Below are 15,842 nucleotides of genomic sequence, written 5' to 3'. Positions count from 1 at the left end.
GTTCCTTCAGGCTTTACGAGCGACAGATTTATAGGTTGGCGAAGCCGTTGTGGCTTGCCCGCCCAGGGCAGCAGCTTGCTGCAGGTCGAGCTTGCTGGTCTCGGGGGCCAGCCACCAGGAGATCAGCGCACCGAACAACGAGATCAGCGCAGCGGCGAACATGGTGTTGGCCACGCCATAACTGGCCAGGGAGATTGGTACCAGGTAGGTACCTACGGCAGCCCCGATACGCGACAGCGAGGTCGCCAGGCCCACAGCAGAGGCGCGGATCTCGGTAGGGAACAGTTCGTTGGGGTACACGTATTCCAGCACCTGGGCACCACCGATCAGCACTGCATAGGCGCCGAACAGGACCAGCACGGTGGTTGGCGAAGCGTCGGGGAACACACCCAGCAGCACCAGCGACAGGCCCGACCAGAGGAAGCTGTGGATCAGCATCTTGCGCCGGCCCAGGCGGTTGATCAGCAGGGTTGCCAGCAGGCAGCCGAGGGTGAACAGGAAGGTGATGGCGATCGAGCCGTAAGCGGCCCAGTCGCCGGTCAGTTTCAGCGCCTGCAGCACCTTCGGCGCGAAGGCGTAGATGGCGAACAGCGGCACGATGGCGCAGGTCCAGAACAACGTGACGAACGCCATGCGCTTGCCGTAGCCGGAATGGAACAGCGACCACAACGACACCGGCTTGCCGCTGCTCTGCTCGGGCAGGTCGGCAATCGAGTAGTCGGCGCCGTAGACCTTCTTGATCACCGCGTCGGCTTCGGCGGTGCGGCCCTTGCTCAGCAACCAGCGCGGCGACTCCGGGGTGCCGCTGCGGGCAATCAGGAACAGCACGCCTGGCACCAGGGCGCTGGCCAGTACCCAGCGCCAACCGTCGTCACCGCCCATGCGCAGCAGCAACTCACCCACCACGTAGGCCACGGCGGCGCCGGCGAACCACATCAGCACCATGGCGGCGAGCAGTGGCCCACGCTGCTTGCGTGGCAGGAACTCGGCCAGCAGCGAGGTGGCGATCGGGTAGTCGGCACCCACTGCAATCCCGATCAGCAAGCGCCAGGCGAACAGCGCCCAGGCCGACTCGACCCAGAACTGCGCTACCGAGAAACCGACGATGGCGATCAAATCCACCAGGTACAGCACCTTGCGTCCGTACTTGTCGGTGAACCAGCCGCCGAGAAAGCCGCCAAGGAACACGCCGATCAGCGCCGAGGCGGCGATCAGCCCTTCCCAGAAGGCCGACAGCTGCAAGGCGTTGGTGATCTGCAGCATGGCCACGCCGATGATGCTCAACACATAGCCATCGAGGAACGGCCCGCCTGCGGAGTAGACGGTCAGTTTGCGGTGGAAGGCATTCAGCGGAGCATCTTCGACAGAGCGTTTGGATGTGGTCATTCAACTTACCTCTTGTTGTTATTCACGCATCAGCGTCGCGGCACTATGGCACTGGCTTCGCAGGGCTCCATATAACGGCTGGGACGAGTCATGGGATGCGCTGGCCGGGCTTGCCCAGGGCTTATGCAAGTTGTCCTGGATGTTCTAGAGGGAAGGTCAGGGCTTTTCTACTGTGTGCAGGTGGCTTGGTTTTCGCTGCAGAACAATCACAAGAACCTGGAACCGAACTCATGATCCGTCCTCCCCTGGAATCCCTCGACGGCGACCGCTACGACGTGGTAGTCATCGGCGCCGGTGCCGTCGGCTGCGCCGCCGCCCGGCAACTGGCTGCGCGCAACTTCCGTACCCTGCTGGTCGACCGTGGCGACATTGGTGCCGGTACCTCGTCGCGCTCCAGCCGCATGCTCTATTCGGGCCTGGGCTACCTGGCTGCGCGCTACCCGCTGTGGCAAATCCCGTTTCGCCCGCTCGACATGTGGCAGCGCCTGCGCTACACCCGCGAGGTGATGCGCTGCCGCGCCGAGCTGGTCAAGGACATGCCGGAGCACCTGACCAAGCACCGTTTCCACTACCCGTTCCGCAAGGGTGACCGTTACCCGCCGTGGCTGGTGGACATGGGCTTTCGTCTGGTCGAGGCGCTCGGTGGCTGGAAGGTGCCGCTGGCCTACCGCCGCCAATCGGTGCAGCACGCGGCCGCTGACAGTGCCATGGCCGCCGGCCTGGGTGGGGCGCTGCGCGGCGTGGGGGTATTCGAGGAATACATGTACGCCTGGCCCGAGCGCATCTGCGTCGATACAGCCCTGGATGCCCAGTGGCGCGGCGCGACGGTGCGCACCTATACCCGCGTCAGCCAGCTGCAGCGCAGCGCAGGCCAGTGGCGGCTGACCCTGGACGAGCAGGCACCCGAAGCCCTCGGCCAGGCGCAGGTGACGGCCAAGGTGGTGATCAACGCCGCCGGCCCCTGGGTCGATCGTGTGGCCGGCGCCGCCGATCGTGCGCCCCGGGTACTGGGCATCAAGGGCGTCAACGTCATGGTGCGGCTGCCCGAAGCCTATCGCGGCCAGGGCCTGGAGGCGTTCTCCAGCAAGGGCGAGCCTTACTATGTGTTCCCTTGGCGCGAGTTCCACTTCATCGGCCCGACCGAGTCGCACTTCACCGACGACCCGGACACGGTGCGTGTCGAGGATGGCGAGATCGACTACATCCTCGCCGAAGCTAACCAATTGTTCCCCGACCTGCAACTGACCCGCGCCGATGTACAGCACTGTTGGTGCGGTGTGCGCCCGACCTCGACCCTGGATGGCCGCAGCAGCTACCTGCCGGTGCGCCTGAGCGAGGCGGCCGGCAAACCGGACCTGCTGACCCTGACGGGCTCGACCATCATGCTGCATCGCCATGCGGCGCGGGTGATCGCCCGTGGCGTGGAAGCGCGGCTGGGCAAGCGCGGCAAGGCGCCCAAGGGCATGATCGAACGTGAGCGCATCGATGGCGAGGACATCGCCCGCATCGTTGGCCGAGAACATGTGGTGCGGTTGGTGGACCTGGTGCGTCGGCGTTTGCCATGGGGGCTGGACCCGGACCTGGGGCGTGAGCGGGTGGAGCAGTTGTCACAGCGTGCGGCAGAGGCGATAGGCTGGTCGGAGGCGCGGCGCCAGGCAGAGCTGAAGCACTTTGAGGAGGACACTGCCCGGGTGTATCGCCAGCTTTGAATTTGCATCAGGGCTGCTGGCATCTTCGCGGCTGAAGCCGCTCCTACAGGGATCGCATAACCCTTGTAGGAGCGGCTTTAGCCGCGATAGGGCCGGAACTGAAAAAGCCTATCGTCCAGGCAACCCAGAGCGGGTCAGCAAGGCATCCAGCACCACCTCGCAAGCGGCCCCCCAGCTGGCACTCACCGGCTGATGCATCAGCACCGCCAGGCCATCGGCGGTAAAGGTCCCAGGCGTGGCGATCGCCTGCCCCAAGGCCTTCAAGGTGTATTCCGGCTGCTGCTGCGCACTGGTAATACAGTCCTGCATGTTGCCCAGCACCAGCGCCCGCGCATCGGCAGCCGGCAGCCCCTTGTCGGTCAGCCATTGCTGCAAGTCATGCAGCAGGAAATAGAACCAGCCATTCATGCATGCCGCCACCGTGGCCAGCTCGAACGCCGGCTCATCCTGCACCACCACCAGGTTGCCCAAGGGCCCCAGGCATTGTTCGGTCAGCGCATCCTCAGGGCACACCACCACGGTGGACTGGTTGTATTGCGCCGCATACGACAGCATCACCCGCACGCACTGCGCACCCGGGAAGGCCGTGGCCAGCAGTTCCAGGCTGACCCCGGCCGCCAGCGATACCAGGCGCTGGCCGGGGCGCAAGCGCACTTCACTGGCCAGCTGTGCCAGCGATTCGGGGCGCACGCCGAGGATCACCAGGTCAGCCTGATCGACCACCGCCTGGTTGCTCGCCAGCACCTCGCACCCTTGCTCTGCAGCCAGCGCCTCGGCCCGCTGGGCGTTACGCGGCGACAGGTACAGCGCGCCCTCGAACCCACTGCGGCGCAGGCCGACCACCACTTTTTCGGTCAGTTCGCCAACCCCGAGAATACCCAGGCTATGCATGTTGCCTCCTTATCAGCTTTCCAGGCCGGCGCGGCGCTGGCCCCAGTGCAGGTTCAGGTTGACCCCCACGCTCAGCAGCGGTTCCGGCGGGTTGCGGTTGGGGCCTTCGGAGCCGAGCAGGAAGTCGATCAGCTCGTCACGTTCGCCGCTCAGCCAGTCGGCCAGCAGGGTGCCAGTGGCGGTGCCGCGGGTGATACCCAGGCCGTTGCAGCAAAGCGCCGCGTGCACGTTCGGCGCCAGGGTGCCGAAGTGCGACAGGTGGTTGCGCGACAGGCACATCGAACCGCCCCAGGTGAACTCGAACGGCATGCCCGAGAGCATCGGGAAGCGCCGTTCGAACGACTCGCGGTGCTGGCGCCCGGCCCGGTCCAGGTAGCGCTGCCGGGCCTGGCCATTGGCGTTGAAACTGAAACTGTTGCGCACCAGCAGGCGCTGGTCCGGGGTGCGCCGCAGGGTACTGCCGAACGGGTCGGCGGGGATGATGCCCCAGGTCGACTTGCCGCCCAGGCGCGCTTGCTCATCTTCAGTCAGGGCGCGGGTCATGCTGGCGTAGGTGAAGATCGGCAGCAGTCGGCCCGGCAGGAAGCCGAAATATGAGGCAAAGGCGTTGTTTGTCAGCAGCAGTTGGTCGGCAACGATCTCGCCGTTGGCGTGCATGAGGGTGATGCGCCGGCCTTGTTCGATACGGGTGATGGTAGTGCCTTCGTACAGCGTGACGTTGGCGGGCAGGCTGTCGGCCAGGCCCTTGGCCAGCGCAGCCGGCTGCAGCAACTGAGTACCGGGGGTGTACAGCGCCTTGCGGTAGAAATCGGTACCGAAGTGCGCGGGCAGGTCGCGGGTGTCGATCATCTCATAGGGTTGGCCGAGCTTTTCGAGGCCGCTGCGGTAGGCTTCGAGCACTGCCAGGCCCTTGTCTTCGACCGCCGCCTGGTACTTGCCGTCCGGGCGGATCTGGCAGTCGATGCCGTGCTGATTGATCAGCCCGCGCAAGATCGACTGGGCGCGCAGGTTGAGCTTGAGGTTCATCCGCGCCGTGGCCAGGTCGCCGATGTAGTCGGGCGCGCCGATGTCGTGCGGCAGGTCGATGGCAAAGCCGGAGTTGCGCCCCGAGGCGCCAAAGCCAACCTCTTGGGCCTCGACCAGGATGATCTCGTCGTCAGGGTGGTGAAGCGCCAGTTGCCGGGCGGCGGCAAGGCCGGTGAAGCCCGCGCCGAGCACTACCCAGCGCGCTTCGCTCCGCCCCCGGTGTGCGGCGCGTGGCTGGCGCTTGGGGCTGAGGTGGAACCAGCCGCAACCGTTGTCGTCCGCGGGGGTAGAGGTGTTTCTGTACATGGGATTTTATCCGTGTTGTTTTCTCCACTATCGCATCGGGGTTTGCGGCGGGCATATAACGGGAGGGACGGGTGGTGGGATGTTCGGGCTGCGCTCGCCCCTTGCAAACCCCGATGGATGGGGCCTGCATCAGTGTTCGCGGCAGCTTGTATCAACAATCCTGATACTACGACGGCACCTGCTGTTTTACTGATTATGCAGTCGTAGACTTGTTCGTAACCGGCCACCCGAGCCGGCCCACAATTACTACAAGAAGCAAGTGGAGACACGAATGAGTAGTCCAGTTTCGTTCGAAGACCTCCCCCTGAGCCGCTTCCATATCCGGACGGTTTTCAGTGGCACCGGCGGTCAATTCAGTGACGGATTCGTGCTAGGGATCATCGGCATCGCGGTCAGCATGGCGGCGGGGCCGTTGCAATTGAATGCGCTATGGATGGGTTTGCTCGGCGCCGCGTCATTGGCTGGCCTGTTCCTCGGCAGCCTGCTTGCCGGACCTTTGGCCGACCGCTACGGGCGGCGCACCATCTTTGCCTGGGACATGCTGTTGTTCGCGGTGATCTCGGCGTCACAGTTCTTCGTCACCTCAGCTGAACAGCTGCTGGCCCTGCGCCTGTTGCTGGGCCTGGTGCTGGGCTTCGACTACGTGGTGAGCAAGTCACTGGTCACCGAGTTCGCCCCGCGCCGTTACCGTGGCCGCCTGCTCAGCGTGCTGGCAGCGGCCTGGGCGGCGGGCTATGTGGCGGCTTACCTGGTCGGCTTCGCGATCAGGGATGTCGGCCCTGATGCCTGGCGTCTGATGCTCGCCCTCAGCGGCTTGCCAGCGCTGCTGATCCTGCCCCTGCGCATGGGCGTGCCGGAATCGCCGATCTGGCTGATCGCACGGGGGCGCACGGCTGAAGCGCAGGCCATCGTGCGCAGCAAGTTCGGCCCGCACGTGACACTGCCGGCATCACCGGCCATGGTCCAGAAGCGCGGCAGCCTCGGCGAGCTGATGAGTAAGCGCTGGCGCCGGAACACGCTGGTCGGCTGCGTGTTCTACACCTGCCAGGTGATCCCGTTCTTCGCCCTGGGCACCTTCTCGCCACGGGTGCTGGAAGCCCTGAACGTCCAGGACAAGTTTGTCGGTGGCCTGGTGTACAACGTGCTGCTGATGTTCGGCGCGCTGCTGGGGTTGCTGATCATCGACCGTATTTCCCGCCGCGCCTTCCTGGTCGGCACCTTCTACCTCAGCGCGGTGGGCCTGGCGGTGCTGGCCTGGGGCAGCTTCGGCGCACTGGGCACGATCCTCGCCTTCGGCTTCTTCGCCTGCGTGCTGGCGGCGGCGGTGAACCTGGAGTTCGTCTATCCGGGCGAGCTGTTCCCCACTCACCTGCGCGCCTCGGGTATCGGCCTCGCCGTGGCCGCCAGCCGCTTCGGTTCGGCCTTCGCCACCTTCCTGCTGCCGCTCGCGGTACAGCACCTGGGCGTGCATACCGCGCTAGGCGTGTGTGTTGGTGTGCTGGTGTTCGGCGGCGTGTTCTGCCACCTGTTTGCCCCGGAAACCAGCCAGGAACAGCTCACCGCGGTCAGCCCCGACGACGCCTCGACGGCCAGCGCTGACGAGCGCCCGGCCAACGCTCATTGATCAACGGAGAATGACCATGCCCAGCAACCGACCGATCGACATGCACGCGGTGCAGGTGTTCATCGCCGTTGCCGAAACCGGCAGCATGTCGGGTGCGGCCAGCCGCATGGGTATTTCCCAGTCGGGCGTGTCGCAGATGGTGCGCCAGCTCGAGGACGAGCTGGGCGTGGTGCTGGTCGACCGCACCACGCGGCCGCTGACCCTGACGCCGTTCGGCTTGGCGCTGCGCAACCGTGGTGCGTTGCTCAGCGAGGAACTGGCCAACCTCAAGGCTCAGGTGCTGGACGCCGGGCGCGGGGTCAAGCCTGACCTGCGCCTGGGCCTGGTGGACTCGTTTGCCGCCACCTGCGGCTCGATGCTCACCCGGCAGTTGCTCGGCCAGGTGTCCCAGCTGTCGGTGCGCACAGGGCTGAGCCCGCAGCAGGGCGAGTCGCTGCTGCGCCGCGACCTCGACCTGATTGTCACCAGCGACCCGCTGATGGACGCCAACGACGTGGTCCGCTACCGGCTGTTCTCGGAGCGGTACTTCGTCATTACGCCAAAAGCCTTGGGCCAGCGGCTGGACAGCCTGGACGACATCCGCGCCCTGGCCAACGTGCTGCCGGTGGTGCGCTTCAACCGCACCTCGCAGGTGGGCCTGCAGATCGAACGCCACCTGCGCAGTCTCAGCGTGCGCGTGCCCAACCGCCTCGAATTGGACAACGCCGACGCCCTGACGGCGATGGTCGCGGAGGGCATCGGCTGGGCGGTGACCAGCCCGATGTGTTTCCTCCAGGCCATGCCTTGGGTGGACAACGTTACCGCCCACCTGGCCCCCGAGCTGAGCCTGGAACGCTCGCTGTACCTGGTGGCCAGGCGCAATGAATACGGTGCCTTCTTCGCCGATGCCTGCGAAGCGGCGCGTGCCGTCATCCTCGATTCCTTCCTGCCACGGCTCAAGGCGCTGGGCAAGGGCGTCGAGGCTTTAGTGAATTTCGATGAGGGAGATACCCGTGAGTACTTTTGAACGTGTCGAGCAGGATTACGTAGGTGAAGTGCGCATTCCGGCCGGCAAGTTGTACGGTGTGAACAGCGTGCGTGGCTTTGAAAACCTGAGCATCGCACCGCTGAGCGTGGCGCACTACCCGGCGTTCCGCGATGCCTTCGCCCTGTGCAAATGGGCCGCGGCGCTGGCCAACCAGGACTGCGGCGTGATTGCCGGGGCCCAGGCCGCAGCCATCGCCTTGGCCTGCCAGTCAGTGATTGCCGGCGAGTGTGATGACTCGCTGATCGTCGACTTGCTGGAAGGCTCCGGCGGCACCTCGACCAACATGAACTTCAACGAAGTCATCGCCAACCGCGCCCAGCAGCTGATGGGCCATGCCGCAGGCAGCTACGAGGTGGTCCACCCCAACGATCACGTCAACATTTCCCAGTCGACCAACGATGTGTACCCGGCGGCACTGAAGATTGCCACCTACAGCATGCTCGGTGGCCTGATCGAGCAGGTTCGGCAACTGGCCCAGGCGTTCGAGGGCAAGGCCAGGCAATTCGCCGACATCCTGCATCTGGGGCGCACCTGCCTACAGGATGCCCAGCCGATGCGCCTGGGCCAGCTGTTCTCCGGATATGCCTCGCTGACCTGGCGCCTGGCGGAGGAACTGGTTGCGGTGCGCGACAAGCTGCGCACGCTGCCCTTGGGCGGCACCGCCATCGGCACCGGGTTTGGTGCCCCGGCGGGCTACCGGGCCAAGGTGTATCAGCACTTGGCGGTGATCAGTGGTGTCGACTATCTGGCCCCGGCCAACCCGTTCGACGCCATGCAGAACATGGACGTGTTCGCCCGGGTATCCGGCGAGCTGCGCACCTGCTCGGCGTCGCTGGCGAAGATCGCCGCCGACCTGATCAAACTGTCCTCAGGCCCGGTGGGCGGGATGGGTGAACTGAAGTTGCCGGAAGCCCAGGCCGGTTCGTCGATCATGCCAGGCAAGGTCAACCCGGTGCTGCCGATGGCGATGATCCAGCTCAGCTTCGCGGTGATCGGCAACGACACGGCGGTGGCCCAGGCGGTGCAGTATGGTGAGCTGGAGATCAACCACTTCGAGCCGGTGGTGGCATCGCGGGTGTTCGACAGCATTACCCTGCTGACCCAGGGGATCCAGCGACTGCGCGAGAAGTGCGTCGACGGTATTCAGGCCGATGAAGCGCGCAATCTGGCGCATCTGACCGGGTCGATGGCCGTTGCCACGGCGCTGGTGCCACGCCTGGGCTATGCCAAGGTCAGCAAGCTGGCGCGCCAGTCGGTGAATGAAGGGCGCTCGCTGCTGGCGATCATGGCCGAGTCTGGAGTGATGAGCGAGGCCGATGCGATGGCGGCGATCGAGAAGGCATCCTACCCGGTGTTTGACTGACCGATCAGCGCTGGCTTGCCCCGCGAAGAGGCCGGTACAGGACTCAAACGTTTCCGGCTGGCGCGCGGCGATAGAGCGGCCGCGGAGTACTGGGATCGAGCTCGGTCAGTTTGCTGCCAGCCAACACGAACCCTGCACGCTCGGCCAGGCGCTGGCTGGCGAGGTTGTCGATGTCGGTGGTCAGCCATACCGGGGCATCGACAGCGTCCAGCAGGCAGGTCAACGCTTCACGCATCAGGCCTTGGCCGCTGCTGGCGCGGTTGGCCCAGTAGCCCACTTCATACTCGTTTTCGCCGGGGCGCAGGCCGATGCAGCCGATCACTTCGCCGCTGTCTGCGGCAAGCACGAAATAGCGCTTTTCCTTGGCTGGGTCGAGGAACTCCTCGGCGCTCGCCTGCAGGCTGTCGCGTACTTCGTTCAAGGTCCAGTCTGGCTTTGCCCAGGCCAGGAAAGGCTGGTGCAAGGGGTAGCTGTCGATCAGCGCCTGTTGCAGTTGCAGGGCGAAGGCCGGGGCAGGGCGGACCAGCAACGTGCGTGGGGTGGACAAGGTACGGGGCAGCGTGGGGTAGGGCATTACGGGCCTTCCTGGCGAGTTGATCGGCGCATCTAAGCATACTTTTGTGCTATTTGTGTTGACCTGTTCGCGGTGCTGCCCGCGAATGGCCCAACCGATCATTCAAAGGAAAGTGAAGGTCCGCCCATGCCCGACTACCAACTGCATTGCTTCGCCGAATCCGGCAACGCCTACAAGGCTGCGCTGATGCTCGAACTCACCGGCCAGGACTGGCAACCGGTGTTCGTCGACTTCTTCAATGGCCAGACCCGCGACCCGCAATGGCGCGACGAGGTCAACGAGCAGGGCGAAGTGCCGGTGCTGGAGCACGCCGGGCAGCGGTTCACCCAGTCGGCGCTGATTCTCGAATACCTGGCCGAGCGCACCGGCCAGTTCGGCCCGCGTGACGACGACGAGAAGCGCGAGATCTGGCGCTGGATGCTTTTCGACAATCACAAGTTCACCAGCTACTACGCCGCGCTGCGTTTTCTGCTGTGCCTGAAGAAGACCGGTGAGACCGAGGTGACCGGCTTCCTGCGTGAACGGGCCACGGCGGCGTACCGGATTGTCGATGCGCACCTGGCGAAGACGCCGTTCATGGTTGGCGGGCGGCTGACCATCGCTGACCTGTCGTTGGCGGGGTATGTGTTCATGCCAGAGGATACCGGGATCGTGCTGACCCAGTTCAGCCATGTCGAGGCGTGGAAGCAGCGGATTCAGGCGGAGCCGGGGTGGAAGCATCCCTATGAACTGATGCCCCGGACTGCGTAAGCCTGAACCGGCCTCTTCGCGGGTTTACCCGCGAAGAGGCCGGCACATGAAACTCAGATGGACAACCGCACCACGCGCTTGTCCAGCACCTGCGGCGCCTGCGCCCGGCGCTTGTTCACCACCAGTTCGCCGATCGCAATCAGCCGCGTGCGCGTCACATTACGCGACAACCCCAGCAACTGCGCGGTATGCACCTGGTTGTAATGGCAGAAGTGATACGCCGAACGCAGCAGGGCATTCTCGACCTTCTCGTACAGGTCTTCAGGCTGCTCCTCGTACAACCGGCTGAACGCCTGCTGCAGCAGGTCCTCCACGCCGCGGCTTGCGGGTTCTTCCTCCTGTCGCTCCAGGCGCAGGTTGGACAAGCGCAGGTCCTGGGCCTGCACCAGCCCGTCGCCGCAGGTCAGCAGGCTGTGGTGGATGACGTTCTCCAGTTCACGAATATTGCCCGGCCAGCTGTACTCGACCAGTTTGGTCTGTGCCTTGGGGCTCAGTTCTACCGGCCCGTAGCCCAGGCGCTCGCTGTAGCTGCGGATGAAGTGCCGGGCCAGCGGCAGGATGTCCCCCGGCCGGTCGCGCAGTGGGTGCAGCTGCAGGGTGACCACGTTCAGCCGGTAGTACAGGTCTTCACGGAAATGACCGGCGTTGATGGCCTTCTCCAGCTGCACATTGGTCGCCGCCAGCACCCGTACATTGATCGGGATACTCTTGCGCGAGCCCAGACGCACCACTTCGCGCTCTTGCAGCACGCGCAGCAGCTTGACCTGAATTGGCAACGGCAGGTCACCGATTTCGTCGAGGAACAGCGTGCCGCCATTGGCCTCTTCGAACCAGCCAGCCTTGGCCGCCAGGGCGCCGGTGAAAGCGCCCTTTTCATGGCCGAACAGCTCGGCCTCGACCAGCGATTCGGCGAATGCGCCGCAGTTCACCGCGATGAACGGGCCGTTGCGCCGGCCGCTGAGGTTGTGGATGTGGCGCGCGACCAGCTCCTTGCCCGTGCCGGTTTCGCCAATGATCAGGACGCTGGCCTCGCTGGGGGCGACCTGTTGCAGGTGGGCGAGCAGCGCCTGCGACCTGGGGTCTTCGAAGACCTGTGCGGTTGCCCTGATCGAGGTAGCCAGTGTCGGTGACGGGGGGAGGGTCAGCAGTTGCATGGGCGATACTCAGGAATAGAAGGATGGGGCAGGGCGCTTGCCGCCGAGGGCCCACTCGCCGAGCTCGTGGACCCGGTAATCCACCGGGTCGTGCAGGGTTTGTGTCCTCAGGTTGCGCCAGTGGCGGTCGAAGCGCAGCGAGGCATGGGTGGCGCGGGCGCCGGTGACCTCGAACAGGCGGTTGCAGATGTCCAGGCCGTGGCGCGTGGCCGCGACCTTGGCGGTGCCGATGGCCAGCGCCAGGTCGCCGCGTTCCTCGGCGCCCAGCGCATGTTCCTTGGCCCAGGCGCTGTCGAGCTGGTGGGCGGCGCGTGCGATCAGCAGTCGCACGCTCTCGAGGGCGACCCAGAACTCGCCGTAGTGGCGCAGCATGTAAGGGTCTTCGGCACTGCGGTTGGCAGCTGAGCGGAACCACGGCCGGCTTTCATTGAGGCTGTACTGGCGCGCTTCCTCGTAGGCCCCTTCGGCGATGCCGAGGAACAGGTTGGCGAAGTGCAACTGGGCGATCAGCGGGCGCAGGGCGGCGAACGGCGTGCTCAACGGGCCAGGGTCGAGCAGCAGTTCGTCGTGTTCGACGCGCACCCGTTCGAAAGTGGCGCTACCGCTGTCGGTCTGGCGCTGGCCAATGTTGTTCCAGTCGTTGTGCAGGGTGATGCCGGTTCGCCCGCTGGGGATCGCGGCAATCAGCAGCTTGCCGCCGGCGCGCTCGTCCACCGCCGAGGCGATCAGCATTTCCGAGTCGCTGGCGCCGGAGCAGAAGCTCTTCTTGCCGGAGAACTCGCACCAGCCGTCGAGTTGCCTGACCACGGTGCGGGTGTCCAGCGGGTTGAGGGCGTTGCCCCAGAACCAGTGCTTGCGTGCGGTCTGCTCGAACCACGGTTGCCACTGCTCGGGGCGCGAGAACAGGCGCACGGTGGCCAGCATCAGGTGGTGGAAGCCGAACACGTGGGCGAGCGAACTGTCGACCCGGGCGAACTCGCGGACTACCTCGAAGGTGTCATGCCAGTTCGCACCCTGGCCACCGAAGGCCTGTGGAATCACCAGCGACAACAGGCCGCTGCCGCGCAGGGCATCGCGTTCGGCCTTGGGCGTGCCGCCGCGCTCGTCGCGCTCCACGGCGGTCTGGGCGAACTGTGTGGCCAGTTCGCGTGCTACTGCCAGTGCCGGTCGGGCCGCATTCGAAGGTGCGTTCATGGCCGTTCCTCAGGCGCTTTCACGCAGTGCGTGATGGGCGCCGAACAGCGGCACGGCGCGCTCGGCGGCCAGGCGAATGCGTGCGCCAAGGGCATCACTGGAGATGCGGTAGTCGGCAAGCTCGGCCTGGCTGGCATACACGCCGATGGGCAGGGTCAGGGCCTGCAGGAAGCTGAACAGCGGGCGCAACTGGTGGTCGAGCACCAGCGCGTGGCGTTCGCTGCCACCGGTAGCGGCGAGCAGCACCGGGGTGTCGACCAGCGCGTCCTGGCCGATGAGGTCGAACAGGTGCTTGAAGTGGCCGGGGAAGCTGCCTCGGTATACGGGCGTGGTAACCACCAGCAGATCGGCTTTTTCCACCAGGCGCAGCTGTTGCTCCACGGTGTCGGGCAGTTCACTGCGCCACAGCGCGGCGCCCAGTGGTCGGGCGATGTCGCCCAGTTCGATCAGGTGCGGCTTGATGTGCAGGTGCTGGCCCAGTTCAACGAGGATGGCCTCGGTCAGGGCCAAGGTGCGTGATGGGCGAGAGGTTCCGCCAGACAGGGCGACGACGTTCAGTGGGGTGCTCATGGGCAGGTCTCCGGTTCTTGGTGAGCGGGGAACTTTGCTTGAGCAATCGTCGTGCCGAGTTGTTTATTCGTTGTGGATCAACGGGTTGCGAATTTTTTGGCGCTTCCGGTGTTGCCTTGTGGGCGTTGGTTGTTGATCAGGTGTTGCGCTGCGGACAGTTGGCCGGGTGTTGGCGGCTGTACAGTTGGGAGAGTTATAGCGAAAAAGGTGTCATACAAAAAAGAATAAGAATTTATATTCATAGATCTTTATTGTTTTTTGGTGTAAGCCCGGCAATGGCATCAGGGCAAAGAGGTGGTCGCCTTGAGGCGTGCAGCGCCTATGAGATCGAGCGCCGCCCGCGCGGCGCATCGCGACCAAGGTCGCTCCTACATCTGTTTGGGGCCAGTCTCTCCTGTGGAGCCAACAGGGACCGCCTTGTTGGCATGGCGATGCATCTCGGTGCGCGCTGATGCCGCTCCACCTGTCTCCCGTCATGCACCAATGCGGATCCTGTTGGCGGCACAGGAATAATTGGCCCGAAACAGATGTAGGAGCGACCTTGGTCGCGATGCGCCGCGCGGGCGGCGCTCGATCTCATAGGCGCTGAACACCTCAAGGCAGGCACCTGTCAGCCATGACACTCCCTCAAGCCAGGCACCCAGCGATTTACCCACCGTGACATTCTCTTGAGTCTCCCTGACAAATCGCCGTACGGGGCTGGCAGCCAGGTGGGCGGGCGATTGAAGATCCCCCGGCACACCTTTTCGCACTGCCCTCCAGGAGTCATGTCATGAGCGATATCCAGCTGTTACCTGCCGTGGTCGAGTTCCTCGCCAGGCCCCATGGCCATTTCATCGAGGGTCAGTACCTGGCAGGCGAGGCGGGCCCGTCGATCGCCATCCATGACCCCTCCAGCGGCACGGTCATCGCTCGGGTCAGCGAAGCCAGCGATGCCGAGGTCGAACGCGCGGTGCGCAGCGCGCGGCAAGCCTTCAAGGGCGCCTGGGCCGAAGCTTCGCCGTATCACAAAGGCGTGGTGCTGAACCGTCTGGCCGACCTTATCGAGGCCAATGCCGAAGAACTGGCGCAGCTGGAAACCCTGTGCTCGGGCAAGTCGATCAACCTTACCCGGGGCCTTGAGATCGCCCAGAGCGTGGTGTTCCTGCGTTACTTCGCCGGTTGGGCCAGCAAGATCACCGGGCAGACCATGACGCCGTCGATACCCTCGTTCGCCGGCGAACGCTACACCGCATTCACCCTGCGCGAACCGGTGGGTGTGGTGGCCGGGATCGTGCCGTGGAACTTCTCGGTGATGATCGGCATCTGGAAGATCGCCTCGGCGCTGGTCACCGGCTGCACCATCGTCATCAAGCCCAGCGAGTTCACCCCGCTGACGCTGCTGCGCATCGCTGAACTGGCGATCGAAGCCGGTGTGCCAGCGGGCGCGCTCAACGTGTTGAACGGCCGCGGGCAGGCCGGGCAGCGGCTGATCGAGCACCCGGACGTGGCCAAGGTGGCCTTTACCGGCTCCGTGCCGACGGGTATTGCCGTGGGCAAGGCGGCCATGGCGGCCAACCTGACCCGTGCCACTCTGGAGCTGGGCGGCAAGAACGCGGCGGCGCTGCTGGCCGATGTCGATGTCGATGGCGCGGTGGCCGGTATCGTGCAAACGGCCTATGTGCATCAGGGGCAGGTCTGCGCATCGCCCGAGCGGCTGTACGTGCACCGCAGCAAGGTCGAGGAGTTCACCCGCAAGCTGGGCGCGGCGCTGGGGCAGATGAAGATCGGCTCGGCACTGGACCCTGAGGCGCAGTTCGGGCCACTGGCCAATGCCGCGCACCTGCAGAAGATTCTCGGCTTCTTCGAGCGGGCTCGGGCCAACAACACGGTGGTGTGCGGTGCCAGGGCAGTCGACCGTCCGGGTTATTTCGTCGAGCCAACGGTGGTACTGGCCAACGGTGCCAGCGACCCGTTGCTGCATGAGGAAACCTTCGGGCCGATCGTCTGCGTGCTGCCGTTCGATAACGAGGCAGAGCTGGTCGAGTTGATGAACGATAGCCCCTACGGCCTGACCGCCAGCCTGTGGACCAACGACCTGTCCAAGGCGCTGCGGCTGATCCCGCAGATCGAGGCCGGGACGGTGTGGGTCAACATGCACACCTTCCTCGACCCGGCGGTGCCGTTTGGCGGGACCAAGGCTTCGGGGGTAGGGCGCGAGTTCGGCAGCGCCTTCATCGAGGATTACACCGAGTTGAAGTCGGTGATGATCAGGTACTGAACCCAACC

General features: G+C 65.0%; 14 protein-coding genes. 7 read left to right on the top strand and 7 right to left on the bottom strand.

Features of this window, described 5'->3' with window-relative positions:
- Nucleotides 1-6: 6 nt before the first annotated feature.
- Nucleotides 7-1,386 carry an MFS transporter gene (locus tag ACIPW4_RS05040; RefSeq protein WP_400655400.1) on the bottom strand — a complete coding sequence of 460 codons (1,380 nt, stop codon included), beginning with the start codon at nt 1,384-1,386 and terminating at the stop codon, nt 7-9.
- A gap of 230 nt (nt 1,387-1,616) precedes the next feature.
- Here ACIPW4_RS05040 and ACIPW4_RS05035 point away from each other — a divergent pair, with 230 nt between their 5' ends.
- Entirely contained in the window at nt 1,617-3,095 is a 1,479-nt protein-coding gene (locus ACIPW4_RS05035) for an FAD-dependent oxidoreductase (RefSeq protein WP_400655397.1), read from the top strand.
- 108 nt (nt 3,096-3,203) lie between these two features.
- Here ACIPW4_RS05035 and ACIPW4_RS05030 read toward each other — a convergent pair whose 3' ends face one another.
- Together ACIPW4_RS05030 and ACIPW4_RS05025 are read right to left on the bottom strand one after the other, a co-directional pair.
- On the bottom strand, nt 3,204-3,986 hold the full coding sequence (locus tag ACIPW4_RS05030; RefSeq protein WP_400655395.1) for an NAD(P)-binding domain-containing protein: 783 nt from the start codon (nt 3,984-3,986) through the stop codon (nt 3,204-3,206).
- Nucleotides 3,987-3,998: 12 nt separating this feature from the next.
- Nucleotides 3,999-5,318: an NAD(P)/FAD-dependent oxidoreductase gene (locus tag ACIPW4_RS05025; RefSeq protein WP_400655393.1), complete on the bottom strand. Its 1,320-nt coding sequence runs from the start codon at nt 5,316-5,318 to the stop codon at nt 3,999-4,001.
- A 271-nt stretch (nt 5,319-5,589) separates the two neighbouring features.
- Here ACIPW4_RS05025 and ACIPW4_RS05020 point away from each other — a divergent pair, with 271 nt between their 5' ends.
- Genes ACIPW4_RS05020 through ACIPW4_RS05010 form a run of 3 tightly spaced genes read left to right on the top strand, consistent with a single transcriptional unit; the run spans nt 5,590 to nt 9,332 of the window.
- Nucleotides 5,590-6,942 carry an MFS transporter gene (locus ACIPW4_RS05020; RefSeq protein ID WP_400655391.1) on the top strand — a complete coding sequence of 451 codons (1,353 nt, stop codon included), beginning with the start codon at nt 5,590-5,592 and terminating at the stop codon, nt 6,940-6,942.
- A gap of 16 nt (nt 6,943-6,958) precedes the next feature.
- Nucleotides 6,959-7,948: a LysR family transcriptional regulator gene (locus ACIPW4_RS05015; protein WP_400655388.1), complete on the top strand. Its 990-nt coding sequence runs from the start codon at nt 6,959-6,961 to the stop codon at nt 7,946-7,948.
- Nucleotides 7,935-9,332 carry an aspartate ammonia-lyase gene (locus ACIPW4_RS05010; protein WP_400655386.1) on the top strand — a complete coding sequence of 466 codons (1,398 nt, stop codon included), beginning with the start codon at nt 7,935-7,937 and terminating at the stop codon, nt 9,330-9,332. The genes ACIPW4_RS05015 and ACIPW4_RS05010 overlap by 14 nt, the downstream gene beginning before the upstream one ends.
- A 43-nt stretch (nt 9,333-9,375) precedes the next feature.
- On the opposite strand, the gene ACIPW4_RS05005 is transcribed toward ACIPW4_RS05010, so the two are convergent.
- Nucleotides 9,376-9,906 (bottom strand): GNAT family N-acetyltransferase, encoded by a 531-nt coding sequence (locus tag ACIPW4_RS05005; RefSeq protein ID WP_400655383.1) that lies wholly within the window; start codon nt 9,904-9,906, stop codon nt 9,376-9,378.
- Nucleotides 9,907-10,032: 126 nt separating this feature from the next.
- Here ACIPW4_RS05005 and ACIPW4_RS05000 point away from each other — a divergent pair, with 126 nt between their 5' ends.
- The gene (locus tag ACIPW4_RS05000) at nt 10,033-10,656 is read left to right on the top strand and encodes a glutathione S-transferase family protein (RefSeq protein ID WP_400655381.1); all 624 of its coding nucleotides are present in this window, start codon (nt 10,033-10,035) and stop codon (nt 10,654-10,656) included.
- 53 nt (nt 10,657-10,709) lie between these two features.
- Here the strand turns inward: ACIPW4_RS05000 and sfnR are convergent, their stop codons facing one another.
- Genes sfnR through msuE form a run of 3 tightly spaced genes read right to left on the bottom strand, consistent with a single transcriptional unit; the run spans nt 10,710 to nt 13,574 of the window.
- Nucleotides 10,710-11,810: a sigma54-dependent transcriptional activator SfnR gene (gene sfnR / locus ACIPW4_RS04995; RefSeq protein WP_400655378.1), complete on the bottom strand. Its 1,101-nt coding sequence runs from the start codon at nt 11,808-11,810 to the stop codon at nt 10,710-10,712.
- 9 nt (nt 11,811-11,819) lie between these two features.
- Nucleotides 11,820-13,004 carry an acyl-CoA dehydrogenase family protein gene (locus tag ACIPW4_RS04990; RefSeq protein ID WP_400655375.1) on the bottom strand — a complete coding sequence of 395 codons (1,185 nt, stop codon included), beginning with the start codon at nt 13,002-13,004 and terminating at the stop codon, nt 11,820-11,822.
- A gap of 9 nt (nt 13,005-13,013) precedes the next feature.
- Nucleotides 13,014-13,574, bottom strand: coding sequence for an FMN reductase (msuE, locus tag ACIPW4_RS04985; protein ID WP_400655372.1), 561 nt, complete (start codon nt 13,572-13,574; stop codon nt 13,014-13,016).
- A gap of 38 nt (nt 13,575-13,612) precedes the next feature.
- Here msuE and ACIPW4_RS04980 point away from each other — a divergent pair, with 38 nt between their 5' ends.
- Nucleotides 13,613-14,026 carry a hypothetical protein gene (locus ACIPW4_RS04980; protein WP_400655370.1) on the top strand — a complete coding sequence of 138 codons (414 nt, stop codon included), beginning with the start codon at nt 13,613-13,615 and terminating at the stop codon, nt 14,024-14,026.
- 320 nt (nt 14,027-14,346) lie between these two features.
- On the top strand, nt 14,347-15,834 hold the full coding sequence (locus ACIPW4_RS04975) for an aldehyde dehydrogenase family protein (protein ID WP_400655367.1): 1,488 nt from the start codon (nt 14,347-14,349) through the stop codon (nt 15,832-15,834).
- Nucleotides 15,835-15,842 lie beyond the last annotated feature (8 nt).

The organism is Pseudomonas sp. NPDC089996, assembly GCF_044748405.1.
Classification (GTDB): domain Bacteria; phylum Pseudomonadota; class Gammaproteobacteria; order Pseudomonadales; family Pseudomonadaceae; genus Aquipseudomonas.
The sequence above is the reverse complement of the archived record's forward strand: the minus strand, read 5'-3'. Positions and strand labels throughout refer to the sequence as shown.

What these genes read in the sequence shown, in the direction of transcription:
- ACIPW4_RS05040 (WP_400655400.1), bottom strand. Translation starts at nt 1,386, where the DNA reads ATGACCACATCCAAACGCTCTGTCGAAGATGCTCCGCTGAATGCCTTC.
- ACIPW4_RS05035 (WP_400655397.1), top strand. Translation starts at nt 1,617, where the DNA reads ATGATCCGTCCTCCCCTGGAATCCCTCGACGGCGACCGCTACGACGTG.
- ACIPW4_RS05030 (WP_400655395.1), bottom strand. Translation starts at nt 3,986, where the DNA reads ATGCATAGCCTGGGTATTCTCGGGGTTGGCGAACTGACCGAAAAAGTG.
- ACIPW4_RS05025 (WP_400655393.1), bottom strand. Translation starts at nt 5,318, where the DNA reads ATGTACAGAAACACCTCTACCCCCGCGGACGACAACGGTTGCGGCTGG.
- ACIPW4_RS05020 (WP_400655391.1), top strand. Translation starts at nt 5,590, where the DNA reads ATGAGTAGTCCAGTTTCGTTCGAAGACCTCCCCCTGAGCCGCTTCCAT.
- ACIPW4_RS05015 (WP_400655388.1), top strand. Translation starts at nt 6,959, where the DNA reads ATGCCCAGCAACCGACCGATCGACATGCACGCGGTGCAGGTGTTCATC.
- ACIPW4_RS05005 (WP_400655383.1), bottom strand. Translation starts at nt 9,906, where the DNA reads ATGCCCTACCCCACGCTGCCCCGTACCTTGTCCACCCCACGCACGTTG.
- ACIPW4_RS05000 (WP_400655381.1), top strand. Translation starts at nt 10,033, where the DNA reads ATGCCCGACTACCAACTGCATTGCTTCGCCGAATCCGGCAACGCCTAC.
- sfnR (WP_400655378.1), bottom strand. Translation starts at nt 11,810, where the DNA reads ATGCAACTGCTGACCCTCCCCCCGTCACCGACACTGGCTACCTCGATC.
- ACIPW4_RS04990 (WP_400655375.1), bottom strand. Translation starts at nt 13,004, where the DNA reads ATGAACGCACCTTCGAATGCGGCCCGACCGGCACTGGCAGTAGCACGC.
- msuE (WP_400655372.1), bottom strand. Translation starts at nt 13,574, where the DNA reads ATGAGCACCCCACTGAACGTCGTCGCCCTGTCTGGCGGAACCTCTCGC.
- ACIPW4_RS04975 (WP_400655367.1), top strand. Translation starts at nt 14,347, where the DNA reads ATGAGCGATATCCAGCTGTTACCTGCCGTGGTCGAGTTCCTCGCCAGG.